This window comes from Chamaesiphon sp. (assembly GCF_041738855.1).
In the GTDB taxonomy this organism is placed as follows: Bacteria; Cyanobacteriota; Cyanobacteriia; order Cyanobacteriales; family Chamaesiphonaceae; genus Chamaesiphon.
Window position 1 is genome coordinate 26,709 of record NZ_JBGSPA010000035.1, and the last position, 23,814, is coordinate 50,522.

22 protein-coding genes and 1 other RNA gene are annotated in these 23,814 nt (G+C 47.5%); 12 read left to right on the plus strand and 11 right to left on the minus strand.

Going from position 1 to position 23,814, the window contains the following annotated elements:
- Positions 1–164: 164 nt before the first annotated feature.
- On the minus strand, positions 165–806 hold the full coding sequence (gene nusB / locus ACEW9I_RS04425) for a transcription antitermination factor NusB (protein WP_373539155.1): 642 nt from the start codon (positions 804–806) through the stop codon (positions 165–167).
- 163 nt (positions 807–969) lie between these two features.
- On the opposite strand from nusB, the gene ACEW9I_RS04430 reads away from it, so the two are divergent.
- Together ACEW9I_RS04430 and ACEW9I_RS04435 are read left to right on the plus strand one after the other, a co-directional pair.
- Positions 970–1,782: a DUF3153 domain-containing protein gene (locus ACEW9I_RS04430; protein ID WP_373539156.1), complete on the plus strand. Its 813-nt coding sequence runs from the start codon at positions 970–972 to the stop codon at positions 1,780–1,782.
- A gap of 19 nt (positions 1,783–1,801) precedes the next feature.
- Positions 1,802–3,196, plus strand: coding sequence for a dolichyl-phosphate-mannose--protein mannosyltransferase (locus ACEW9I_RS04435; protein WP_373539157.1), 1,395 nt, complete (start codon positions 1,802–1,804; stop codon positions 3,194–3,196).
- Positions 3,197–3,270: 74 nt separating this feature from the next.
- Here the strand turns inward: ACEW9I_RS04435 and ACEW9I_RS04440 are convergent, their stop codons facing one another.
- Complete coding sequence (locus ACEW9I_RS04440) at positions 3,271–4,497, minus strand: TetR family transcriptional regulator (protein ID WP_373539158.1); 1,227 nt, start codon at positions 4,495–4,497, stop codon at positions 3,271–3,273.
- A 244-nt stretch (positions 4,498–4,741) separates the two neighbouring features.
- Here ACEW9I_RS04440 and ACEW9I_RS04445 point away from each other — a divergent pair, with 244 nt between their 5' ends.
- Complete coding sequence (locus ACEW9I_RS04445) at positions 4,742–5,584, plus strand: acyl-CoA desaturase (protein ID WP_373539159.1); 843 nt, start codon at positions 4,742–4,744, stop codon at positions 5,582–5,584.
- A 402-nt stretch (positions 5,585–5,986) separates the two neighbouring features.
- Here ACEW9I_RS04445 and fni read toward each other — a convergent pair whose 3' ends face one another.
- Positions 5,987–7,012 carry a type 2 isopentenyl-diphosphate Delta-isomerase gene (fni, locus tag ACEW9I_RS04450; RefSeq protein WP_373539160.1) on the minus strand — a complete coding sequence of 342 codons (1,026 nt, stop codon included), beginning with the start codon at positions 7,010–7,012 and terminating at the stop codon, positions 5,987–5,989.
- Between the two features lie 94 nt (positions 7,013–7,106).
- Between fni and dndE the strand changes: the two genes are divergently transcribed.
- From dndE to ACEW9I_RS04470, 4 genes are all read left to right on the plus strand, one after another.
- A complete protein-coding gene (gene dndE, locus ACEW9I_RS04455) occupies positions 7,107–7,514 on the plus strand; it encodes a DNA sulfur modification protein DndE (RefSeq protein WP_373539161.1) in 408 nt (135 codons plus the stop codon).
- Positions 7,515–7,633: 119 nt separating this feature from the next.
- Complete coding sequence (gene psbZ, locus ACEW9I_RS04460) at positions 7,634–7,822, plus strand: photosystem II reaction center protein PsbZ (RefSeq protein WP_373539162.1); 189 nt, start codon at positions 7,634–7,636, stop codon at positions 7,820–7,822.
- A 120-nt stretch (positions 7,823–7,942) separates the two neighbouring features.
- Positions 7,943–8,431 carry a 6,7-dimethyl-8-ribityllumazine synthase gene (gene ribH, locus ACEW9I_RS04465; RefSeq protein ID WP_373539163.1) on the plus strand — a complete coding sequence of 163 codons (489 nt, stop codon included), beginning with the start codon at positions 7,943–7,945 and terminating at the stop codon, positions 8,429–8,431.
- Positions 8,432–8,552: 121 nt separating this feature from the next.
- Positions 8,553–8,705 carry a hypothetical protein gene (locus ACEW9I_RS04470; protein WP_373539164.1) on the plus strand — a complete coding sequence of 51 codons (153 nt, stop codon included), beginning with the start codon at positions 8,553–8,555 and terminating at the stop codon, positions 8,703–8,705.
- A 109-nt stretch (positions 8,706–8,814) separates the two neighbouring features.
- On the opposite strand, the gene ACEW9I_RS04475 is transcribed toward ACEW9I_RS04470, so the two are convergent.
- From ACEW9I_RS04475 to ACEW9I_RS04485, 3 genes are all read right to left on the minus strand, one after another.
- On the minus strand, positions 8,815–9,639 hold the full coding sequence (locus ACEW9I_RS04475; protein ID WP_373539165.1) for a dienelactone hydrolase family protein: 825 nt from the start codon (positions 9,637–9,639) through the stop codon (positions 8,815–8,817).
- A 189-nt stretch (positions 9,640–9,828) separates the two neighbouring features.
- Positions 9,829–11,547, minus strand: coding sequence for an iron uptake porin (locus tag ACEW9I_RS04480; protein WP_373539166.1), 1,719 nt, complete (start codon positions 11,545–11,547; stop codon positions 9,829–9,831).
- 226 nt (positions 11,548–11,773) lie between these two features.
- The gene (locus tag ACEW9I_RS04485; protein WP_373539167.1) at positions 11,774–13,570 is read right to left on the minus strand and encodes an iron uptake porin; all 1,797 of its coding nucleotides are present in this window, start codon (positions 13,568–13,570) and stop codon (positions 11,774–11,776) included.
- Positions 13,571–14,165: 595 nt separating this feature from the next.
- On the opposite strand from ACEW9I_RS04485, the gene ACEW9I_RS04490 reads away from it, so the two are divergent.
- A complete protein-coding gene (locus tag ACEW9I_RS04490) occupies positions 14,166–15,224 on the plus strand; it encodes a hypothetical protein (protein WP_373539168.1) in 1,059 nt (352 codons plus the stop codon).
- Between the two features lie 198 nt (positions 15,225–15,422).
- On the opposite strand, the gene ACEW9I_RS04495 is transcribed toward ACEW9I_RS04490, so the two are convergent.
- The 4 genes from ACEW9I_RS04495 to aroB all read right to left on the minus strand — a co-directional run bounded on the left by ACEW9I_RS04495 (position 15,423) and on the right by aroB (position 20,842).
- The gene (locus ACEW9I_RS04495) at positions 15,423–15,815 is read right to left on the minus strand and encodes a phasin family protein (RefSeq protein WP_373539169.1); all 393 of its coding nucleotides are present in this window, start codon (positions 15,813–15,815) and stop codon (positions 15,423–15,425) included.
- Positions 15,816–15,957: 142 nt separating this feature from the next.
- Positions 15,958–16,054: signal recognition particle sRNA small type (ffs, locus tag ACEW9I_RS04500), an RNA gene on the minus strand.
- 92 nt (positions 16,055–16,146) lie between these two features.
- Positions 16,147–19,680 (minus strand): CHASE2 domain-containing protein, encoded by a 3,534-nt coding sequence (locus ACEW9I_RS04505; protein WP_373539170.1) that lies wholly within the window; start codon positions 19,678–19,680, stop codon positions 16,147–16,149.
- Between the two features lie 16 nt (positions 19,681–19,696).
- Positions 19,697–20,842, minus strand: coding sequence for a 3-dehydroquinate synthase (aroB, locus tag ACEW9I_RS04510; protein ID WP_373539171.1), 1,146 nt, complete (start codon positions 20,840–20,842; stop codon positions 19,697–19,699).
- 227 nt (positions 20,843–21,069) lie between these two features.
- Here aroB and ACEW9I_RS04515 point away from each other — a divergent pair, with 227 nt between their 5' ends.
- The 3 genes from ACEW9I_RS04515 to ACEW9I_RS04525 all read left to right on the plus strand — a co-directional run bounded on the left by ACEW9I_RS04515 (position 21,070) and on the right by ACEW9I_RS04525 (position 22,474).
- Positions 21,070–21,165: a cytochrome b6-f complex subunit PetL gene (locus tag ACEW9I_RS04515; protein ID WP_373539172.1), complete on the plus strand. Its 96-nt coding sequence runs from the start codon at positions 21,070–21,072 to the stop codon at positions 21,163–21,165.
- Between the two features lie 71 nt (positions 21,166–21,236).
- Positions 21,237–22,052: a carbon-nitrogen hydrolase family protein gene (locus ACEW9I_RS04520; protein ID WP_373539173.1), complete on the plus strand. Its 816-nt coding sequence runs from the start codon at positions 21,237–21,239 to the stop codon at positions 22,050–22,052.
- A gap of 128 nt (positions 22,053–22,180) precedes the next feature.
- Positions 22,181–22,474, plus strand: a complete 294-nt coding sequence (locus ACEW9I_RS04525; RefSeq protein WP_373539174.1) for a YggT family protein — start codon at positions 22,181–22,183, stop codon at positions 22,472–22,474.
- A gap of 11 nt (positions 22,475–22,485) precedes the next feature.
- Here the strand turns inward: ACEW9I_RS04525 and pyrR are convergent, their stop codons facing one another.
- The gene (pyrR, locus tag ACEW9I_RS04530; RefSeq protein ID WP_373539175.1) at positions 22,486–23,028 is read right to left on the minus strand and encodes a bifunctional pyr operon transcriptional regulator/uracil phosphoribosyltransferase PyrR; all 543 of its coding nucleotides are present in this window, start codon (positions 23,026–23,028) and stop codon (positions 22,486–22,488) included.
- 193 nt (positions 23,029–23,221) lie between these two features.
- Between pyrR and hemJ the strand changes: the two genes are divergently transcribed.
- Complete coding sequence (gene hemJ, locus ACEW9I_RS04535) at positions 23,222–23,803, plus strand: protoporphyrinogen oxidase HemJ (protein ID WP_373539196.1); 582 nt, start codon at positions 23,222–23,224, stop codon at positions 23,801–23,803.
- The last annotated feature ends 11 nt before the right edge of the window (positions 23,804–23,814 follow it).

The window sequence follows — 23,814 nt, forward strand, 5'->3', positions numbered from 1 at the left end:
AGGTTGTTTACCTCACCCCAACCCTCCTGCGCATCTTCGGGGAGGGAGCTAGAGCCTCCCTGCTTGGTGCAACACATGCGGAGGAGACCTCCGCGTGGTTGCATCCGCTTTATCAGGGGGGTTGGGGGTCTAGTCCACTTGTATGCACACCAATTAGCTTGTGCTTAAACCCCCGATTTCAACTGTTCTGTGACTCGGCGCAGCACGCCATTAATCAATTTGCGACCTTGGTCGTCACTATACCGTTTTGCAAGTTCGATCGCTTCATTGATAGCGATCCGTTCTTCCAAGCCCAGATACACCATTTCAGCGACTGCAAGTCTAAGAATATCTCGATCGATCTTGGGCAACCGACCTAGCTGCCAATCTACGATACTTTTACCCAAAAGTGTGTCGATGTCGGCTGTTTGTTCGGTAGTTTTGACCAATAATTCTAAAGCATAATTACGGACATCAGGACGATTGAAATTGTTAAGTAATTCTGGCATTTCCAATGCTTGACTCAATCTGTCGATCGCTGTTTGAACTAAGACGATCGCTTCTGCCGTCATCGCTCTAGCACTCTCGACATCACTAGCTCTAGTTTGACTATTTAGCAGTCTGTCGCTACTGCGTTGTAATTCAGCGGCAGCGGCTTCTAGGGCTTCTTGAGTCTCCTCTCTGAGGGTAGAGATCGCATTGAGCATCATCTCCTCTAGCGTCAACTGCAATGCTCGCGGTTGTGCTTGCGCTGACTTCTGTTGCGCCTTTGATAGTTGGGGTAGAGCTAGTAGAGCCAACTCCCGAGCAATGGTTTGAGCTTTCATAGACAGTCGCAGGGTAGCAGTAGCAAAGCCTCTAATTCTACCATGTTTATCGAGATAAGCTTACCAACTAGATCTAAATTCCAGACATTTGAGCGGACGCGCGATCGCTCGGTCACAAAAACAGGAGGAAATTCTGATAAGATCGCGATCGAGGAGACAAATTATGAACAGTAGAATTGGTCAAGACAAATTCATCAAATTTGCCGATCGCATTGGTGGTAAGCTGCGCTGGCTGTACCCAAATTTTATCAATCGACAATTGACAATCTTGGTTTGCGCGATCGCGATCGCCTTATCTAGTTGTGTCAAGTATGATACTGGTGTCAATTTTACCAGTCTCAACTATGGCGAAATTGTCGAACATATTCAGCTCAGCGAACAATTAAATACCTTCAGTCACAAGGCGGTAACCGCATGGGTTGCAAGTATCGAACAGCGGGCAATTCGAGCGCAGGGGCGGCTCCAGCGACTGACAGATCGCGAATTTCAGGTCACGATCCCGTTTAATAATACCCAAGAGCTAGTTACGAAGATCGATCGATATTTTCACCCGGCACCAGTCAATCTGCCAGCGCAATTGTCTAGCTCTGCTACTAGCACGTCAAAGCTAAATTCGCAGATGCAGATCGAGCAAAGTAATCTCCTCCTAGCTGTCAGAAATCATCTCATCTATGATATCGATCTCCGCGCCCTGACGATCGCTGCCGACCCCAAAATTACGATCGCTGCGGACAATCCAATCGATCTTGAATTTAGTCTCCACAGTCCTTGGAGCATCAAAAATGGTAATACTAGCAATGTCGCCAGTGTCAAAGCGATCGATGAACGTCACATCACCTGGCAACTCCAACCAGGCGCACTCAATCACATCGAGGCGATCTTTTGGCTACCCAATCCGCTCGGCATCGGGGCAATATTTATCATCATCGTTAGTAGTGCTGGTTATTACTTCAAGTACCGTCAACTAACTTGGTAGTTAGGCTCTAAATAAATTAATGCGATTAAATTTAGATACTGCAAGTAATCAAAAATTAGCAAGCTGGGGCATAGTCATTGTTTGTATTGGCTCGATCGCTTTACGATTTTGGGGACTGGGTAGATTCAATGTCTTTGTATTTGATGAGGTTTATTATGCCAAATTTGCGAATAATTATCTCACCAATACCAAGTTTTTTAATTCACATCCACCACTGAGTCAATATCTGATCGCGATCGGGATCTGGATCGGCGATCGCTTACCGATCGGTCAAGATACCACGAATACACTCACAGGTTCGCTACACTCAACCTTTAGTTATCGGTGGATGAATGCCTTTTTTGGTTCGCTGATACCACCGCTCGTTGCAGCGTTAGCATATCAGCTCAATCGGCGGATGAGTTATGCGTTCTTAGCTGCTTTATTTATTAGTTTAGATGGGTTATTTCTGATTGAGTCTCGCTATGCTCTCAATAATATCTATCTAGTTTTCTTTGGATTACTTGGGCAATTACTAGTATTAATGGCAAGCGATCGCGATCGTACCCATCGTCTCGCTTTATGCATCGGAGCGGGTAGCTCTTTTGGTGCCTCTGCTGCTTGCAAATGGAATGGTTTATGGTTTTTGTTGGGTATCTATATCCTAATTGCGATCGCCAAAATCTGGCAAATAGTAAGAGCGAAACGTCAAACTCCCACCATTACTAATTCTCTACTAGAACGATTAGCCACCATTAGAATTGTTGAAGTTATTGTCTATCTATTTATTCTCCCAATTGTCATCTATAGTCTGCTGTGGATTCCGCATCTAATTCAGAATCCTACTCCTAATTTTATCGAAGTACAATGGGCAATTCTTACCTATCATGAGAAGGTGGGTAATGGAGCTGCAATCCATCCTTACTGTGCCAATTGGTATACATGGCCGTTATTGATGCGTCCGCTGGCTTATTATTTCAAACAATACAAACCTGACTATTATTATGATGTCCATGCGATGGGCAATCCAGTCTTATGGTGGTTGGCTCTAGTTGCTATTTTTGCGGCAATCTGGTTATTGGTTAAAGCTATTGCTACTACATCAGTGAGAGAGAAAAATCTAGAATGGACGAGTGTACCATTGTTTATGGTAATCAACTATGCTGCGAACTTATTACCGTGGGTGAAAGTTACTCGCTGCTTGTATATTTATCACTACATGGGTGCAGTTTTATTTGCGATTATGGGGTTGGCGTGGTTTGTCGATGTCTGGTTGCGGAGTGGTTCGAGATTGTGGCAAGTAGTGGGATTGACAACAATTTTTAGTGTGGCTGGATCGTTTGTATTTTGGCTGCCAATTTTTCTGGGATTATCGATCGAGAAAAGCGATCTCAGTTTGCGGCTGTGGGATTTTTGGATTTTTCGCTGGATCTAACGAGGATATCTAGAAATACCTAAAAAATGATTCATCCCCCAAGAGTTTGATTTAGCATCAGTTGAGGATCGGGATTAGCCAGATGAACGACGATCGACATCAAATGCTTGCATCAACACTGTCAACTCTTGAGCGCGATGAATGTAAGGTTCGAGTTGGCTAGCTTCCCATCCTGTCAATGTTTGCATTGCTTCGATCGACAATCCTCTCATTATCATCTCTACACACCAAGTAGCTTGAGCTTGCTCGATCGTCGATGGTGTTCCAGTTGGTGCGATCGTTTCGCCGATCGATTGTTGCCACATTTGATGCAAATTCGCTTCAGTTAATGCCGCTCCATCTGGATTGATGAATAGAGCTGGATCGACATCCTTACGGCTTCTGAGCCATTGTGTGAGGGGATTTTTGAGATACGAGCCGTAGCGTTTGCCGAGAATCCACTGATTGACAGGTACTTGACGTGCCGCGCCGTGAGTTATCTGCAATAGTTGACGATCGCTACTACTGAGATGATGCGATCGAGTCAATGATAAAACCTCATTCACACTCAATCCCGTGCTAAATAAAACATAAACCAGCGCGTAAGTTTGCAGGCTATGTTTTTTAGCTTGCTGAAGGATCTGATGCACGAGTGATGCGGGTAAATCGAGGTGAATTACTAAATTGTCAGCCGGATTGGTTGCTGTTAATTGGTGAGTAGTTCCAGCGACTGCACCCGCCACAAATAAAGCGACAACTCGATCGAGAAAATCCGCCCGATCGCGCCATAAGCCATGAAATTCGCTAGTTAATTCGATCGTCGCATAGCCAAATAATAATGTATGCAATAAGCTAGTTAACTGCTCGATCGGTAGTTGTAACTCTGACTGCGATTCACCGATATTGGTTTTTAAATACTTGGCGACGCGGCGATTGGCACGATCGAAACTCCGCCCCAACCCTTGGCGATTTTCCGGCGAATATTGCCCCGACTCACCAACGAGCGATCGAATCACGGCGGGAGTTTGCTCTAGTGCTTGGAGGCAGGTATTGGCATAAGTTCTGAGCATTTCTGCCAAATTACTAGCAGGTGGCAATTCTGTCGTCAGACTCTGCCCTAGCTGTGCGAACACCTCCGCATCTTCAATTACTGCTAGTAGCAACCCATGTTTGTTTCCAAACTGGCGAAATAATGTCACTTCATTCACCTGCGCTAGTTCGGCGATCTGCTTGGTAGTCGTCTCACTTACCCCCTGAGATCCAAATAGTTCGATCGCTGCCTGAATAATTTTTTGGCGATTAAGATTGCGGGAAGATGGCATGGGATCTGAGTTGTGTAGACTTGCGACAGTAGCGATCGAGAGCGGATGCAAGTGATACTTGCACTTTTGAACAAAACTTGTTAGGATGTAAATGCAAGCGTTACTTGCAAGCCATCTTTCTAATATACCCAATCTAGGTGTTAGGTAGTAGGTATTAGGTGTTAGGGGAAATACTCTCAGTATGAAATTCAGACCTAAAACCTCAAAACCAAAGCCTAAAGCCTAAAACCTAAAACCTAATTATATGACTGCTAATTTTATCGAAGATAGCTCACAGCGACGGGAAACAGCACCCTTGAGCTGGACGAATGTATTCTTTTTCGGCTCATTTCATCTGATTGCCTTGGCGGCACCGTGGTATTTTGATTGGTCGGCACTGGGCGCGGCAATCTTATTGCATTGGTTGTTTGGATCGATCGGAATTTGTCTGGGATTTCACCGTTTGCTCACACATCGTAGCTTTCAGGTACCCAAACCGCTGGAATATGTCTTTGCCACCCTCGGCGCGTTAGCACTCCAAGGTGGGCCGATTTTCTGGGTAGCTGGACATCGCCAACACCACTTGTATACCGAAGATTGGGACAAAGATCCCTACTCGGCAAAACGGGGGTTCTGGTGGAGTCACATGTTATGGATTTTTTACCCGAAAGCCAACTTTTTCAACTTTGATGATTACAAAAAGGCGGCACCAGATCTAGCAAAGGATGCTTATTATCGGTGGCTAGATAAATATTTCTTGTTCTTACAAATCCCAGTCGGATTGCTATTGTATGCGATCGGTGGTTGGTCGTTTGTGATTTATGGTGTGTTTGTGCGGGCGGTAATTCTCTGGCATAGCACTTGGCTGATCAATTCGGCTAGTCATATCACTGGTTACCGCACTCATGAGTCGGATGACAATTCGCGCAATCTCTGGTGGGCAGCGTTGCTCACTTATGGCGAAGGCTGGCACAACAACCACCATGCCTATCCCAATGTCGCCAAAGGTGGCTGGCAGTGGTGGGAACTCGATATGACTTGGTGGGCGATTCAAGTGTTGCAAAAGCTGGGTTTGGCGAAACGGGTGATCCTACCACCTAGCACTTAACGGCACCGCCGCCGATTAAAATCGGGGCTAGTGATGCAAAGCCCGCCTGTCTTGTCTTGACCGAAACGCTTAGCACGAGGAGACCTCAGCGCGATTTCGGTCGCTGATGCGCTGTCTTGACCCAAACACATGCGGAGGGAACCTCAGCGTGATTTGGGTCGCTAAACCCTCGGCAAAGCCTACGTATCGCGCATCGCTACGCGGACTGAGATCTAGAGTGTCTTAACCGATGTGGCGGCTGCTATACATCGTCGCCTTAGAAAGTGGGGCTTTTGCTCCTTTCCCTTTGTAAGAAGGACTTTTGCGCCATCCCCTTGTCAAGGGAATGGCTGGGGTGGGGTAAAGATCTCCGCAACAACTCCAACAGACTTGCACGTACACAGCAGCCAACGCCAAGCAAACTCACCGTAGTGGTAAGAGACAGTCAGAAGCACGTAGGGCTGACAGGTTGGCACTACCCGTACAAAATAACACCGTCTGAATTTCCGCTTGCAAAATCTCCACCAATTCAGCGACGGCGGTACTTGAGATATCCGCAGCTTGCAGAAATGGTAACGCTAAACCTGCCACATCGGCACCGAGGGCGATCGCTTTGGCGATATCCAAGCCATTGCGGATGCCCCCAGAGGCGATCAATGGGATCGTAGGGGAGATCTCCCGAATTGAGGTGATACATTGAGTTGTGGGGATACCCCAATCGGCAAAAGTGGTGCCCAATCGCCGTTGAAGTGCGGTTTGGGCGCGTTCGCTCTCCACCTTCGCCCACGAAGTACCCCCTGCACCTGCGACATCGATCGCACTGACTCCCGCTGCAATCAATTGTGTTGCCATCTGAGCCGAGATGCCATTGCCCACTTCTTTGACAATTACGGGCACAGGTAGCTGCTGACAGACGCTGGCAATCCGATCGAGCAATCCCTTGAAATTGGTATCGCCGTGGGGTTGGATGCACTCCTGGAGGGGATTGAGATGCAAAATCAAGGCGTCTGCGCCCAATAATTCTACCGATCGCCGACATTCGTCGATTCCATACTTATAATTGAGTTGCACCGCACCGAGATTTGCGAGTAATAAGATATCTGGGGCAACTTGGCGGACTTGGAAAGTATCTGCAACTTGTGGTTGTTCGATCGCCACTCGCTGAGAACCGACACCCATCGCGAGGTTGTACGCCTGTGCCACTTCGGCGAGGCGGTAATTGATCTCCTTGGCTTGATTGGTACCCCCAGTCATCGAAGACATCAAAATCGGTGCGCCGAGCTGCTTGCCAAGCAAGTTGGTAGTAAGATCGAGCTGCTGGTAGTCTAGCTCTGGTAGACAACTATGCTGGAACTGATAGCGATCGAATCCACTTCCCTGAGTCTGAAACTGGACATCTGATTCCAAACAGATCCGAATATGTTCGGCTTTGCGTTGAACTGTAGACATAGTTACTAGTTGTGGGTAAATCGCGATCGCAGTGTACCATTGGCTGGTGCTGAAGATCGGCAAATTTCCAGTACCCAATCTCTAGTAATTTAGCATGATAGAACCACCCGTAAATAGCATCAAACTCTCACAAACAGCCAAAGACCAACTGGTAAAACTCAAGCGATCGACTAAAATCGAGCAGTGGAATGTCCTCTGTCGGTGGGCTTTTTGTCGCTCCCTGGCTGAAACTGCACCTCCTTCTGTCATCCCCATTCCCGCCGACAGCAATCTCGAAATGACTTGGCGGGTATTTGGTGGTGATTTTTCAGATATTTTGATTCTCGCACTCAGACAACGCTGCGCTCTCGATCGATTGGAACTTTCACCAGAAGTCTACTCCCAGCAATTTCGACTGCATTTGCATCGCGGGATTGGTTATCTCGCTGGCGATCCCCATCTTCGCAAGATCGAACATTTAGTCAACTTAGCCAAGCTCAATGAGACAGCCGACCAGATCTAATCTACCCTAACTCAACAGCACGTAAAGATCCCCACTGCTAAATCACCACCAACCAACACAGAGATGCTAAATTTTTAATAGCTGAGTTAAAAAATTGCTGCTTTGGGAGCGTATAAATAATGATCGTAATTTTCAATCTGGCACTATTTGCCCTAGTGCTGCTATCTTTCGTGATGATCGTCGGTGTGCCTGTTGCCTACGCAGCACCACAAAACTGGGATCGCTCGAAACAACTCCTGTTTGTGGGTTCGGGAGCGTGGACGATTTTGGTATTGGTGGTTGGTGTCCTCAATTTCCTGGTAGTCTAAATTGTCAATATTGGCGATCGGTTGCGCTCAGATGATTACATTGTCTTAATTGCAGCCGATCTCAACCTGTGAGAACAGCCTTATAATAGTTGTATTGAGTTTTACATGTAGTTAATATAAATGGCAGTTTTTGAGGGTACTCTCGTCTGTGATAGTTCGTTACGATTTGCGATCGTTGTGGGTCGATTTAACGATCTGGTTACCAATAAACTGCTAGAAAGCTGTCAGGATTGTCTCAAACGCCACGGAATTGATATCGACCCCAATGGCAGCCAAGTCGATTATGCTTGGGTGCCAGGTTGCTTTGAGGTGCCACTGGTGGCAAAAAGGCTGGCTGAATCCGGTCGTTATGATGCGATTATTTGTTTGGGTGCAGTGATTCGTGGCGATACGCCCCACTTTGACTATGTGTCCTCGGAAGTCGCCAAAGGTGTAGCGGCGGTAGGATTTGGGAGCGGTACGCCAGTGATCTTTGGGGTACTGACTGTCGATACGATGACTCAAGCTTTAGAGCGGGCGGGGATCAAAGGCAATCACGGCTGGGGTTATGCACTCAATGCGATCGAAATGGCAACATTGATGAAAACATTACCCGCTAACCATACCTAAAATATCATTGGCAAGGGTAAATTAAAACTAGATTAAGATCTGTCTTTTGGTGTATTTCTAACAATGGTAATGGTTGCTATATTGTGGTGTAGAGATAAATAGCAAAAGCGAGGTAACCGATATGAAACCGATGATTTGGCATCCAGAACCAAAAGATAAAAAAGTTAACGAGTATATCGACAAAACCAATCGCGCTCCATACTTTGGTATCATTTTAGGTGCGCTAGGTGTGTTTTCTGTATTTACAGTAGCGGTACTTTTAGGAGCTTTTTGAGCTAGGATTTTCTATCGCCCTCTTGTCTCCAAAAGAGCAGCGATGCGCTAAAACCTCGGCTTTGCCGAGGTTTTAGCGCAACAAGATATGGAGAGAGATGATGGCAACTCTATGACTTCAACTTCTTGGGCTTGAGATTTTGGCTCAAGAATCCCGTCGTCATCATCCAGGCTTCGGCGGCGGCTTCAGGTGCATAACTATCCCGGCGGGCATCATTCATAAACGCATGTCCAGCCTTGGGAAAAAGATTGAGAATGTAGCGTTTTTTCGCCTTGGATAGAGCCGTACCGATTCTGCCATGTTCGTCTGCGCCAATCATTTGGTCTTCGCTACCATACATCAGCATGATTGGTGATTGCATGGCGGAAACTCGATCGAGCAGAGATTTTCGCCCCAGTGAATTTGCTGGAGCGGCATCGATACCGCCACCATAAAAGGCAACTGTCGCTTTGATTTTGGTGGGATAGATAGCATTGGCGAGGAAAGCATATCTGCCCCCCATACAGAACCCAATTATACCAATTACATTGGTATTGATTTCGGATTTTTCGGTGAGGAAATCGAGACTTTTGCCGACATCAGCCATGATGCCATCATCAGTGAGCGATTTGAGTTTCGCGATCGCACCAGCATTGTCTGTATACTCATAAGTGATGCCACGATAGAAGTCTGGAGCGATCGCGGCAAAGCCTGACTGTGCCAATCGATCGCAGATGCTTTTACACCATTGGTTCAAGCCGTAAGCTTCCATGAGCACGATTACTGCGGGAAATTTACCCGTTCCGGCTGGAGTCACATAATAACCTGGTAAATCCTTGGCAATTTGGATAGTTTTACCAACACTAGTCGGCGACTTACTGGTGGAAGTGGTAGTTTTAGCCGCTGGTTGTTTGGCTATACTCAGTTGAGAATTAGCCACGACTGCTGCTGTCACAATGCTGGATGTCCCCAGCAATATATCCCTTCGATTCATTTGTGATTAATTATTAATTGTCAATGCTCAATTATTAATTATCAACTATTTTCCGTAAACATTAAAGCGCGATCGATTACTACTATTTTGAGTCTGTATGTAGGGGTTTCCCATACTGGTAAACCCTTACATATATTTTGTACTAATTAACTAGAACACAAAAGTCGTCCGAATTGTCCCGAGATACTCCGTCGGGTTGGCGGAGTTGTGCTCGGGATTTGTCAGCAGTAGCAATCCAGGCGTGATAAACAGATTATCGCTCACCTTGTACTTATAAAAAGTTTCAATGTGCAGGCTAGTATCCCGATCGACACGAGCAGCCAGCGCACCATTGCTAGCCAATCGGGGCTGCATCCCGACTACAAATCCCAAGGTACTGCCCTTGGAAGCAAAATCCTTCACAGCAAGAGTAGCCGCATAGTTCCAGATATCAGCACTACCGCCAGCGACAGTTTCACGGTTGGCTTGAGTCAAACCACCCCAAGCAGATAAAACCAGATTCTTGGAAAGATTGACGCTCCCAAGTACAGAATAGTGGTTGGCTGTAGTCGGTGCGCCACTGAAGGGATTGTTGGCAATAGTACTACCATTGTTCCCCGACACAAGCGTACCAGTAGCATTGTAAGCACGAGCATAGATTAAGCCCAAGCTCACATCATCAGACGGTTTTAAAGTGAGCTGGGAAAATAGCACGTTAGAACCATTAAATAATCCGCTACCAGCCGCTGGATCGTTGACACCACTGGGTACAGCATAGCTCAATACCAACCCTAAACCAGGGCTAAACTTGTGATCTACGCCAATACCTGCGCCCTCACCACTGAGACGATAGACGGGGTTGAATCGTCCAAACCGTGTCACCGCACCAGTACCAGCAGCTTGATGTTCGGGGTTAAAGGTGAAGTAGTTATCGTTAAACTCACTACCTACTGTTTCCACAAATAATTTGGTGCTAGGAGCCAAAGGCAGTTGGTACTGCAATCTTTGGAGGGTAGCGTTGTTATTATCATTCCCTTCAAATCCCAACCGTGCCATGTTGGTACCGGAAGCCGCGCCCGCAAAGGAGACACTGTTACGCGCTTGGAGCCGAACCAAGAGGAGATCTTTGCCAGTAAAACTACTGCGGAAATTGAGGCGGACGCGATCGGTGAAAATCGTACTGCGGGTTGCTGTACTTGGCCCACCAGCTAAACCAGTGACTGCAAAAATTGCTTCACCAACTAGCTTGGTGGTAGTCGAGAAGCTTTGCTCTCTAAGTTTAGCAACCTTGCCATCGAGATCGCGAATGCGACCATCTACAGCTTGTAACTCGCTGCTAAAGGATTGAATCAGTCCTTTGAGCCTGTCGAGATCTTGTTGCGAAACCACATCGACTTCAATTACTGGGTCGGGTGGTGCAATTGGAGCGGGTTCGGGCGGGGGCGAGACTACTTCTGGAGCCGCTGGCACGACCATCTGAGGGGCTGGTACAAAGCGTTTTCTTTTAATAGCGCGGCGCGGTCTTTTTCGGGCGACTAGTTGCTCGATCGATTGGATACAGCCATTAAGACTGGTGGCAAATTCTTCACGAGAGAGGATCTGGTTACCTGTGGGGACATTGCCACAATTGTACTTACTACTTAGAGCTTGAAGTGTGGTGTAAGCCCAGTCCCCAGGTCTAATTTCTGCTGCTTGAGTCGCTGTTTCGATTGCCTCGGCATTCAAGTCACTACTGGTGCTAGCCACGCTATCAACTCTAAGCGATGCCGGACGAGATTCGCTAGCAACAGCCGCCAATCCACTAGCAACCCACACCAATACACCAATTAGTAGTGGTGATAAAAAATTTGTCGATCGCAGCTTTATCATGTTGTTGATGCTTTTCCTCACACTAGATTTTTTTAGACTGTACTGGCTTAGCCAGCCATATCCTAGTTGGTTAACTTCTTCAATTCTGCATACTGGTTTACAATTTGCGATCGCCAGAAGTGGTATGTGAATCCGCTCAAAACTAATGTCAACAGTTGTTGGAGCGCAAAAGTAGGGGGAAAGCTTATTTAGCTTTCCCCCTACTTGCCGATTTTAAAGATCGACCATCTTTGACATGCCTAATTACTTAAAAAGTGAAGGTGCTCCGAATGGTACCAACATACTCAGTAGGTTTAGTGCGGTCGTGCTCGGGATTGGTGATGAGCAATAGTCCAGGCGTAATCGCGAGGTTATCACTCAACTTAACTCGGTACAAAGCTTCAATATGAAATGAAGTATCAGGGTTACCAGGAGCAACAGCAGTAGCACTTGCCGCTGGAGCATTTGCTGCCGCCAGACCAGTACCAGTCCGAGTATTGAGTTTCGGTGGTATGCCGACGATAAATGCCAAGCTATTACCCTTGCTACCAAAGTCTGGGAAAGCTAGTGAGATGGCGTAGTTGCTAGTACTTGCATTACCACCAGCAACCGTTTCACGATTAGCTTCGGTGAAACCCGCCCAGCCAGACAATATAAAGCCAGGACTTAGTTTATAGCTAGCCAAAAATGAGTAGTAATTAGCTGTAGTTGGGATTGCACCAAACGGGGTATTTGCAGCACTACTACCAGTCCCGCCGTTGATAGCACCACCCGCACTGTAAGCACGAGCGTAAATTAGACCCAAGTCAAGACCTTTGGTAGGGCGAACAGTTAACTGACTGATGATGGCATTGGAACCACTAAATAAGCCACCATTTGCTGCCGTGTTTGCCACTGCATTACTAGTGGGGACTGCGTAACCAAGCCCTAGCTCTAGCTCGTTGCTAAACTTGTGATTGAGAGTCAGAGATGCACCATCGCCGCTGAGGCGGTAGACGGGGTTGTAACGACCAAACCGAGAAATAGATCCGCTACCAGAACTAGTTAAAGCTGGATTGAACGTATATAGGTTCTCGTTAAATTCACTACCGATCGTCTCTACAATAACTCTAGTTTCAGGACTGAGTGGGAAAGCATATTGTAGTAACGAAACACTTGTATTGTTTTGGCTGTCACCATCATAGCCCAACTGAGTCATGTTGGTGCCTGTAACTCCAGCATTGAAGGGAGGAGTATTACGTGACTGCAACCGAGTTCTGAGGCGATCTTTACCTGTAAAACTAGTATCAAAATTGAGACGAACGCGATCGCTCAAGATATTAGCCGTCGTACCATTGGTACCGATACCAGCACTCCGACCAGTGTTGTAGCCACTCAGCCCGATGATGACTTCTCCATTTAACTTGGTAGTAGTGGAGAAAGCTTGCGCTCTGAGCTTGGTAACACTGGCATCCAAGGCTTGGACGCGGCTATCTACACCTTGCAGCTCAGCATTAAAAGACTGCACCAGTCCTCTGAGCCTGTCGAGATCTTGTTGGGAAACTACTTCTTCTTGCTCGATTTGAGGTTCGGGCGGAGCCATTATTGGAGCTGGTTCTGGTGGCGGCGAGACCACTTCTGGGGCTGCTGGTGGGGCGATTATTTGAGGTGCTGGTGCAGGGCGTCTCTTTTTGATCGCGCGGCGGGGCTTTCTTCTGGCGACTAGTTGCTCCATCGATTGGATGCAGCCATTGAGACTAGTGGCAAATTCTTCGCGGGATAAGACTTTATTACCAGTTGGCGTGTTGCCGCAACTATATTTAGCACTCAAGGCTTGGAGCGTTTGATAAGCCCAATCACTCGGCTTGATTTCACTGGCTTGAGTGGCTTCTTCAATCTGCTCGGTGGTTGCTTCGCTACTGACCGCCGAGAGGGTACTAGTAGCTTGAGAGGATGATTCTAGATTTGTGGTCGATGGTGCTGTGCTGGCGATAGGATTCGCTACGGCAGCGTAAGCACCAGCCATCCAGACGATCGCACCCAATAAGATCGGTGATAAGAGATTTTTTGATAATAAGCTTGTCATTTTTGAGCTACTTTTCCTCACACTATATTTTTTTGACCGAATGGCTCTGAGTACCTGCATCTTGAGGCGTTAATTCTGGCGATTGCGGATGACAGTTTATAGTTTATGACCTAATTTCGGCAATACATATTAATTCGGATACATTTTTGCGATCCAAATCGTGCAGCTCGGCGTTTTTAGCGTTTAAATGAGGACTTATACCGTTCGGATGGTCGATCTTCAGTTGGAGCAGATCGTAGTTGCTGGCGATCCGTTCGCTTTAGCGGCTGCAACGATTGCCAGTAGATAGTTCGATCGCTATAATCTTGGGTATTCTAGAAGAATAAGTGTAGTAGAAATCTGAGTGCTACTGCTGGTCTAGCTTGGTCGATCTACAGGCAAGATCCGTTAAATATGCGTTGACAAGTTGTTCTGACCAATGGTGATACCGATTATTAGCCGTCAATCACAGTATTAATCCAGCAGCAATTGTGTCGATCGAGGGTCGCTCTAGCGCGGATTCGTTCGATCCTAACGTACTAGTATTTGTCAAATATTTTACGCTAGAGTTACGACTTTTTAACTCAAAAAACAATTGAATGGGTGACTAAAATAAATGATAATAACTACTGACTGTGAAGATCCAAACTTTGATGAATCAACACAAGATCCTGACTTACAGCTTGCCGCAGCAGAGGCACAAATAATTGAAGAGCCAGAAAATACGCTGGAAGGGCTAAACGACTCGATGATGATTTGGCGATTTGCACAAGGTAAAAAACGCTTGGCGATCAATCAAAATCTCAGAATTAATTACGCTCACAATTCACTGCAATTGTCAACGCCAAATTACGAATTGATTGCGATCCACAAAGTCGCTGAAAAACTGCACTACATTCTGATCAAAAAAGATAGTCAATATGCAGAAATGATTCAGAATGTTATTTCTGAATGTAAGTTTATTCCGATCGATACTGCTAGTACAGAACGTGGCTTCATGCGTTATCAAAAGTATGACATCCCCGCAGGCTATACTCTCCGCTATGAGCCAGCAGCACAGTTATGGCAAACATGGCAGGACGATCGCCAACAGTCGAGCGTAGGATTACAATTAGATATCTCGATCCTTGCGCGATCGAAATGGTATCGGGTGCAGCAAATGATCTGTACTGACGACAGGCTCGATCTCCAGACTCGGCTGGGGTTGATTTCACTCTCGCTGCGAGATCGGATCGCTTGGATTGCGAAATTAGGCGATGTGCCAATTGTGGGCAATGCCGATCTAACCGCACACCAACATGGAGTCAATGGTACTGACAGCGATATTTTGGATAAGATTATTTCTAAGTTGGCAATCGAAAATTTACCTGGCGGCGATCTTCATTTTACCCCCCATCTCACTATGTCCGAATCAGCTTACCAGCCTCAGAATTCAGCTTTGCTGTATGATGAAGATCGCAGTAGCATATTGACTGGTAATACTGTAGATCCGCTCTTGGCACAGCTCAGAGCTGGTGTCATGAATGTGCTCGAAGACTATCTAGAGCATGGTGAGACGATTGTCAGAACTGAGACGATCGCTGATGCACAAGGTAATACTATTAGCGAAAAAACTGTCAGTACTCATCGTGGTTGCCCCCGCTGGGCGATCGAAGCCATCGTTCAGTGGCGATAATCGATCGAGATCTAATTTCTAGGATCCAATTAGATCTCTAGGGCATGTCATCAATTAGGCAAATGACGCAGTAATTGGGAGGAGTAAAGGGGGCTTGAGTACTAAATTCATGCCACCCATTATGATAAACATGCTGTAAATTTTTGAGCCGCAATTTATCTGGCTGCCGCTGTCATCTGGCTCAATTGATGACACGTCCTAGGAGTTTTTCATGCGTTTGAGTTCTTCTTGCAGATCTGCTACCTGCTTTCGCATATCACTGACACTATTATCTGTCGATCGGCTTGGCGATGGGGATTCGCCATCGGCAACGATCTCGATCCGCCGTGGCTCGGTGTTTTTTTGAGGGCGTGTGGAGTTATTGGATGGAGCTTGGTTTAAGTTCTGTTGTTGGGCGGATCTAATCATCTCATCCACCAATTTGCGGGCTTCTTCGGTAGTGATTTCACCTTTGGCAACCATTTCGTCGGTCAGCTTTTGGGCTTGGACGCCGATCGATGAGATCTTCTCGCCAGCCTGTTCTCCAGCCACAGTAGCCAGCCCGACCCCAAGATAAAATGCTTTTTGAACGATATCGCCTAGACCAGCCATAATCAACTTCTCAGGTAATAATAAATGTTTTCGATCTTGTCTATTTTTACTATAGATAAGCGATCGAATCTGCGACTAGGGCGGAGCGGTACGGGTTGCCGATATGTAGAGATGGAACCAACCCGACTGCTAAAAATATTTGGGCGATCCGGATTCCACGCCTGTTGCAAGCATCCCATGTTGCTGCTACCTTCCAGTCCTGACAAGGTTTGGGCGTTACGACCGCGCGGGTCCAGATCTATTCTGATTATAGCACGAGATTGTGGCGGTGTCGAAGCCGCTTTGGAGAGAAAATTGCGGGAATTTTTTTAGCACCGCTCGCATCGATCCATCAGGGATGATGGAGGTGGATCGCGCTAGGGGTATTGTCATGGACTGCGATCTCTTCGCTCGGCGGGGATTGGCTCGCTCGATCGACTGGTTGGTGCTGGGCGGCGTCGCTGGGAGGTTGGCTCGGTAACTGCGGCATCCAGTGCGCGATTTTTGCCGCTAATTCATCTTTGCGAACGGGCTTGGACAAAAAATCATCCATCCCCGCTAACATTGCCAACTCGCGATCCTCCTTCATGGCACTGGCAGTCAACGCGATAACGATCGTATGCCGAGCTGTACCTTCGCGGCTGCGGATTTCTCTAGTCGCAGCATAGCCGTCGAGCCGAGGCATATGACAATCCATCAAGATCGCGTCATAGTCTTGGCTGGCAATTTTGGTAAGTACTTCTTCCCCGTCGCAGGCTAGATCTGCCGTATAGCCGAGATTTTTGAGTTGATTGAGGGCGACTTTTTGGTTAACTTTATTGTCTTCAGCTACCAAGAGTCGTAGTGGCGAAATAGCTGGCTGGCTGATGGGTTGTTGCGGCGGTTGCGGATCGGTGATGGACTCAAATGACTTTTCTTCAGGTGCGGCGATGAGTCGAGTTGACTCGATACATCGCTGGAGGAGGTTGAGCGGTTTGGCTGGTTTGAAGGCGTATTCAGCGATCGCTGATTGCTGTTGGAGCAGGGACGCGCGATCGTATTCATTAAAAGCGATCGTCGCAATTATCCGTAGTTTGCTGAGTTCGGGATAGTGACGGATCTGCTCTGGGAGCGTGGTATTGGGGCTATCGGGGAATGAGAGATCCGTAATCAGGATCTCAAATGGTCTACTCACTACTGCGGCTGCCAGCAGGAGGTTCATCGCTGCGGTACTAGTGGTAGTCGTCGTCACCGTCGCACCGTAGTGTTCGGCGACAGAGGCGATCGCATGACGACTGTGATCCCAATTGCTAGCGATGAGGATGTGTTGTCCGTGAAGGGTTTGAGCTAGTTGACGGCTGAGTAGTAACCGATCGCTAAGTGCTGATGTGAGGTTGGCACGACGGCAAGTCAGGGTGAACCAAAAGATCGAACCCGCACCTGGCGCACTGATAACGCCAATTTCACCACCCATCATTTCGATCAAGCGTTTGGAGATTGCTAACCCCAATCCCGTACCACCATATTGGCGCGTCGTGGACGAATCAGCTTGGGAAAAGGATTGAAAAATCTTGTCTTGACTCTCGGTATCGATCCCAATTCCGGTATCCTGGACTTGGAAATAAAGGGTGATCTGCCGATCGAATTCACCGATCGCGCTAATGTCGATCGATACGCCACCGCGATCGGTAAATTTGATCGCGTTCCCGATCAGGTTGATCAATATTTGGCTCAATCGCGTCGGATCGCCCTGTAAATTATTGACAATTGTCGGTTCGATCCGACAACTCAATTCGATCCCTTTGGAGTAGGCATTATTTGCCAAGACTTCGATCGTTTGTTCGACGGCATCGGTCAGATTGAAGTCAATTTCTTCGAGCTGCATTTCCCCAGCTTCAATTTTAGAGAAATCCAGGATTTCATTGATAATATTTAATAGATTATCAGAGCTACCGCGAATGATTTCGACGAAGCTGCGCTGTTCGTCGTTTAATTTGGTATCTAATAATAGCTCGGTAAAACTAATAATCCCATTCATCGGCGTCCGAATCTCGTGGCTCATATTTGCCAGAAAAGCACTCTTCATTTTTCCGGCTGATTCTGCCAGTTGACGGGCTTTTTCTAACGCGATATTTTCTTTGGTTAGTTCTTGGCGACGATGGCGTTCGAGATCGATCGATAGTGATTGAAGTTGCTTGGATGCGGTGATATCTTCAATCACTAGCAAAAATCCTGAAACTACGGCAATCTCTTCAATTTTCTTACCATCGACGATATCGCGTTGGATCTCTTGCCAATTGAATAGTGCTTCCAATCTGAGCGTAAAGAACTTGTCTTTATACTTGACTTCTTTGGCAGGTGAACTTTGATAGGTATATAGATCGCCGATCCGCTCCTCCCATTCCCGCGCACTGAGCCAGTTGGGAATCAAACACTGCTCGATATTATCGCCAATATTCATACTCAGTAGCTGTGAAGCAACCGAATTGCAAAACCAGACTGTCCCATCCAATTCGGTAGCGAGTAACCCCATTGAGAGGCTGTGGGCGATCGCCGTCTGAGCGGACTGAGCGCGTCCCAATTCGGCGGCAATGATCGCGAGTTTTGCCACTTTGTCAACTGGAATCGGTGGCAGTTGCTGGTCGCCAAATCGAGGTGTATGAGCGACTAAATTGATTTGATGGGTTTGCCAGAGCCTGTCTATTTCCCGCATGACCAAAAAATCTGTATATTGCCGTTCGCAATAAGCCACTCCCACAGTAGTGCATAAGCACAGGGCAATCGGCGCGGCAACTGGTAGCCAATAATTATTTGCCAAGGCGACGATGACGATCGCAATCCAGCTACTACTCAATCCTAACAATGCCAGCAATCGTTGACCGTGAGTCAGCCGACTGAGCTGGTAGCTCAATAGCGGACTGACTAACAACAGCACCAGGATCGCCCACTCACTAGGCACGATCTGGAGTTGAGCACTTTGGAGGAGATTGTCTACGACTGCTGCATGGAGATAGATACTCGCAGCACCTTCGACTCGATCGAATGGAGTATCGATCCGTTGGGCATTGGTACCTGTCACCCCCACCAAGACAATTTTGTTATTAAATGCTCTTTCGAGCAGTTGTTTGTCGCGCTCGTTCTGGGGGGCAAGAATTGCGCTCAATGAATAGTGGTTGGCATTGGCGACTTTCCCCGGCCAATTGATCCAGAAATTGCCATCATTTGGCGGACGCTTAATTTCGGGATTGTTGGTGAGATTGTGCCCTTCAACTGCCATCCAGGAAAGTGAGTACACCCGATTTTTGTAGGATTGGATCTGGCGCGTCACACCATCGCGACTTTTGATTTTATCAATATGTCCGACTGCTTGCACGGCAGCTTTCAATCGCCGCGTGGGTAAGAGTGGGCGGAGATTGGAATCCCAACCTTGGGCTAGCACTACCGCTTTGTGGCGATTGATGGCGGTGATGAATTCATCATCATCAGGCGTGACATCGCTAAAAATCTGCTCGAAGGCGATCGTACTCGCATTAAGCTTAGTTAAAGTCTCGATCAGTTTGGCATAATACAATCGATTGCGCGGTAGGTCTCGAAATTTGGCAATACTTTCATCGTCGATCTCGACGACAACGATCCGATCGTCCCACGCGCGTTCCCCACGCAGCTCTGTCAAACGATTGTAAGCGAAATCCTCAATCGGTACTATGGCACCTAGCTGTACCAATCCAATCGCGATGGCTGCGGCGATGGGACCTGGCAACCACCGCCAGACAGAGCGCAGGTGTTCGGGCACCTGTGCAGAAAGATTGGTAAATCGAGTGAGATAGTTCAAGAGCGGCGGCGGTAGATGGTTGCTGGTAGCGATGCGTGATGGAGATCCAACAGTGACAGACGATCCTAGTCTCAACTAGAGTAGCTGGAATCTACGTGCTTGCAATCGGCAACATAGCGGTTAAAACTTGCTCGATCGACCGATCTGAAACTAGCTCATCGGTGGGATGTAACACTTCATACGCGATCGTGGCAGTCGCACCAATTTGAGTCGGGAGAATAAATACCCCTTTACCTGCTTTAACTTTTTTATCAGATTTAAGGGTATTGACGATCTGCTGGAGATCGATTCCTGCTGGCAGCTCAGTCGCCAAATCTGCCTTGCGAATCACATCAGCTTGGCGTTGTGCCTCTAGCTCTGTCCAGTGTGCTGAGATTTGTAGCTTCACAGCCAATTGGGCGGCGGCAACCATCCCCATCGCGACAGCTTCACCATGATTGACGACGACATATTTGGTTACACTTTCGATCGCATGACCGATCGTGTGACCATAGTTGAGCGTCGCCCGCAGTCCAGTCAATTCATGTTCGTCTTGACTGACCACATCTGCCTTGGCAGCCGCCGATCGCGTTAAAATAGTGGTGAGGAGTTCGGGACTGATATTGTGCTGCTGGAGTCCATCTGCGGCTGCGAGTAGTTGAAACAGCGCGGGATCGCCGATCACTGCATATTTGATGACTTCTGCCATTCCCGCTCGAAATTCGCGGGCTGGCAATGTTGCCAATACATCCGGATCGGTCCACACCAACAGTGGTTGATGAAATGCACCAATCAGATTCTTGCCCTTGGGAGTGTTGACACCAGTTTTACCACCGATCGCCGAATCCACCATCGCGAGTAGCGTCGTTGGCACTTGAATGACATTGACCCCCCGCAGGCAGGTAGCCGCCGCAAAACCTGTCATATCTCCAATCACCCCACCACCGAGAGCAACAAAGGTTGAGGCGCGATCTAGCCCATTGTCCAGCGCGAAATCTTGGATCTGCGCGACCGAATCACGGGTTTTGTATTGCTCTCCATCTGGCAGTTCGCAGTATGATACTTCAAAGCCAGCTTGCGCTAGCGTGGCGATCGTCCGCTCTCCATAGTGTTCAAATACGGTGGGATTGGATACCAGCACGATCTTTTTCCCCAACCCCAGGCGTTGGCATTGTATCCCCAACCTGTCAAGATTTCCAGGCGCGATCGAGATTTCATAAGTTCTGTCATTTAAAGCAACAGCGATCGTCGATTTCATAACTTTGGAGGGGGTGAGTCACTGAGGTAGACGGGGGGACTAGGAGCGATCGTATAGCAGGGTATTGATGCTGATGACCACAGCCTAATTAAGATTGTAGATGTCGCAGGCAAAGATCGGATCTGTAACTTCATTGGCGTAGTCTCCAGTCGGTCATCGGCTGCTGTACTCTAGGCTCCACTCAATGTTTTAATAGTAGTTAAATAGTTATAGTCGAGGATAAATATATGTCTGGTGCGATCGCTTATCTCGGTTTTATCGGTGTGATGTTTGCCATTGCGATGGGTCTGTTCTTTGGACTCAAGTTTGCTAAAGTCATCTAGGCACCAACGACTAGTCAATGGTGGCTAGTCGATCGCTTTGCCGTCTATTCATTTTACTACTTTCCGCACACATGAAATCTTACCTCGCTGCTGCTGTTCAAATGACGAGTCTACCGGATCTCGCCAAAAATCTGGCTCAGGCAGAAGAATTAATCGAATTAGCCGTTCGTCGTGGTGCTGAATTAATTGGTCTGCCTGAGAATTTCGCCTTTTTGGGTACAGAAGAGGATAAAGTCGATCGAGCTGAGGCGATCGCTACTCAAACCGAGAAATTTCTCAAGACAACCGCTCAAAAGTACCAAGTCAGCCTCGTCGGCGGTGGCTTTCCCGTCCCAGTCGGCACCGAAGGGAAAGCTTATAATACTGCAATATTAGTCGGCCCTAACGGTGAAGAGCTGAGTAGATATGAGAAGACACATTTGTTTGATGTCAACCTCCCCGACGGCAATACTTATCGCGAATCTAGTACCGTCATGGCAGGGGTAAAATTGCCCGATGTCTATCACTCACCCCAATTGGGCGGGATTGGTTTATCTGTGTGCTACGATGTCCGGTTTCCCGAGTTGTATCGCCATCTTTCTAAGCTAGGTGCAGATGTGTTGTTTGTCCCTGCGGCTTTTACCGCCTATACTGGCAAAGATCACTGGCAAGTATTGTTGCAAGCCCGCGCGATCGAAAATACCTGCTACGCGATCGCTCCAGCTCAAACAGGCACTCACTATGCCATGCGTCAGACCCACGGTCATGCGATGATTGTCGATCCTTGGGGCGTCATCCTCGCTGATGCTGGCGAGCTACCTGGAATCGCGATCGCCGAAATCAGTCCCACTCGGCTAGCGCGGGCGCGCGCCCAGATGCCCTCGCTCGAACATCGAGTTTTTGCCTAGATTTAGATTAGATTAAGAGATGGTGCCTCACGCGACGATCGAGCGGACGGCACCAATATCCATCCGATCGCGAAAACAGCTCCATCAGTGGTAAGCACTCCCAACCTCCAACTCCCCACTCTCAACTTATGACTGCCGATAACATTCACCTAATTAATATCGCCATCAGCCTCACATTGGTAGTGATGACATTCTTATTTGTCTTGAGGATCGTCTTGACTTGGTATCCACAGATCGAGAGCAAAAAATTTCCATTCAATCTCGCGATCGCCCCGACAGAGCCGTTTTTAGTACCTGCCCGCAAACTGATTCCCCCAATTGGTGGGGTCGATATCACGCCGATTGTGTGGGTAGGAATTGTCAGTTTGATTCGGGAAGTTTTGGTCGGACAGCAAGGTTTGATAACGATGTTAGGGAGCTAGTCTATCTCTAACTAGGTGGTTGCGCGGATTAACTCTACCGCATCTCGACCATCAGGATCTTGGAAATAGACCTTGATTTGTTCCTCCCGCGCCGTCGGTAGTCGCTTACCAACAAAATCTGGGTGAATCGGTACCTGTCGATGACCGCGATCGATCAGCACAGCTAGTAAGATATGCTTGGGTCTACCGTATTCATTGACAGCATTCAAAGCGGCGCGAATAGTTCGTCCTTGAAAGATCACATCATCTACCAAAATTACTGTTCTACCATTCAAGTCCATCGGAATATCTGTTTTGCCTGGGGTACGCACGGCAATCAGATCGAGATCGTCGCGATAGAAAGTAATATCTAGAGTAGCGGTGGGGACTTTCACCCCTTCTAAGACTTCGATTTGGTGCGCCAACATCATCGTGAGGGGAACACCTTTTTTCTGAATGCCGACTAATACTACTTGCGACAAATCTCGGCAGCGTTCGTCAATCTCCGAAGCCAGTCGCACGATCGTCCGGCGAATTTCGTCAGCAGATAAGATTTCAACGATGGAACTAGACATGTCGATCACTGGGGATAGCAATGCTGTAGATATTGCATAATATTAAGCTTAACTCGATCGCGGTAGCAACCGCTATCCTTTTTGCCTAACCTGGATACAGGGTAAACAGTTGACAGTTGGCATTCAAACCGTCGGGGAACCCGATGAGCGCGAATCGCTACCCTCTACCCTCTATCCTCTACCCTCTCCTTTCATGGCATATCAGTGGTTTAAATCTTTTCACATTGTTGGGTTTACAGTTTGGTTTGCAGGTTTATTTTATTTAGTACGGTTATTTATTTATCATGTCGAGGCAAACGATAAACCCGAACCTGCGAAAAGCATCCTCAAAGAGCAGTATCAAATTATGGAGCAGCGGCTCTATAGTATTATTACCACCCCTGGAATGTTGGTGACGATCGCGATGGCGATCGGGATTATTTCGACAGAGCCAGAGATTATTCACGAACGCTGGCTGCATATCAAGATTGGTTTGGTAGTGCTACTGATCGGCTATCACTTTTATTGTCGGAGTTTGATGAAAAAGCTCGCAGTGGATGAGTGTAAATGGAGCAGTCAACAGTTGCGCGCACTAAATGAATTACCGACATTATTTCTAGTCGCGATCGTTTTATTAGCAATCTTTAAAAATAGTCTACCTACCGATCTTACTGGGTATGTAATTGTCGGATTAGTTGTATTGATGGCGGCGACAATTCAACTCTATGCCCGTAAGCGGAGACTAGATGCCGAGAAATTAGCTAAAGAAGTTACGACTTCTGAAGTTGGTGCCTAAACTTGAGATAA

Excerpts from the sequence above, each read along its gene's own strand:
- nusB (WP_373539155.1), bottom strand. The coding sequence starts at position 806 with ATGAAAGCTCAAACCATTGCTCGGGAGTTGGCTCTACTAGCTCTACCC.
- ACEW9I_RS04430 (WP_373539156.1), top strand. The coding sequence starts at position 970 with ATGAACAGTAGAATTGGTCAAGACAAATTCATCAAATTTGCCGATCGC.
- ACEW9I_RS04435 (WP_373539157.1), top strand. The coding sequence starts at position 1,802 with ATGCGATTAAATTTAGATACTGCAAGTAATCAAAAATTAGCAAGCTGG.
- ACEW9I_RS04440 (WP_373539158.1), bottom strand. The coding sequence starts at position 4,497 with ATGCCATCTTCCCGCAATCTTAATCGCCAAAAAATTATTCAGGCAGCG.
- ACEW9I_RS04445 (WP_373539159.1), top strand. The coding sequence starts at position 4,742 with ATGACTGCTAATTTTATCGAAGATAGCTCACAGCGACGGGAAACAGCA.
- fni (WP_373539160.1), bottom strand. The coding sequence starts at position 7,012 with ATGTCTACAGTTCAACGCAAAGCCGAACATATTCGGATCTGTTTGGAA.
- dndE (WP_373539161.1), top strand. The coding sequence starts at position 7,107 with ATGATAGAACCACCCGTAAATAGCATCAAACTCTCACAAACAGCCAAA.
- psbZ (WP_373539162.1), top strand. The coding sequence starts at position 7,634 with ATGATCGTAATTTTCAATCTGGCACTATTTGCCCTAGTGCTGCTATCT.
- ribH (WP_373539163.1), top strand. The coding sequence starts at position 7,943 with ATGGCAGTTTTTGAGGGTACTCTCGTCTGTGATAGTTCGTTACGATTT.
- ACEW9I_RS04470 (WP_373539164.1), top strand. The coding sequence starts at position 8,553 with ATGAAACCGATGATTTGGCATCCAGAACCAAAAGATAAAAAAGTTAAC.
- ACEW9I_RS04485 (WP_373539167.1), bottom strand. The coding sequence starts at position 13,570 with ATGACAAGCTTATTATCAAAAAATCTCTTATCACCGATCTTATTGGGT.
- ACEW9I_RS04490 (WP_373539168.1), top strand. The coding sequence starts at position 14,166 with ATGATAATAACTACTGACTGTGAAGATCCAAACTTTGATGAATCAACA.
- ACEW9I_RS04495 (WP_373539169.1), bottom strand. The coding sequence starts at position 15,815 with ATGGCTGGTCTAGGCGATATCGTTCAAAAAGCATTTTATCTTGGGGTC.
- aroB (WP_373539171.1), bottom strand. The coding sequence starts at position 20,842 with ATGAAATCGACGATCGCTGTTGCTTTAAATGACAGAACTTATGAAATC.
- ACEW9I_RS04515 (WP_373539172.1), top strand. The coding sequence starts at position 21,070 with ATGTCTGGTGCGATCGCTTATCTCGGTTTTATCGGTGTGATGTTTGCC.
- ACEW9I_RS04520 (WP_373539173.1), top strand. The coding sequence starts at position 21,237 with ATGAAATCTTACCTCGCTGCTGCTGTTCAAATGACGAGTCTACCGGAT.
- ACEW9I_RS04525 (WP_373539174.1), top strand. The coding sequence starts at position 22,181 with ATGACTGCCGATAACATTCACCTAATTAATATCGCCATCAGCCTCACA.
- pyrR (WP_373539175.1), bottom strand. The coding sequence starts at position 23,028 with ATGTCTAGTTCCATCGTTGAAATCTTATCTGCTGACGAAATTCGCCGG.
- hemJ (WP_373539196.1), top strand. The coding sequence starts at position 23,222 with ATGGCATATCAGTGGTTTAAATCTTTTCACATTGTTGGGTTTACAGTT.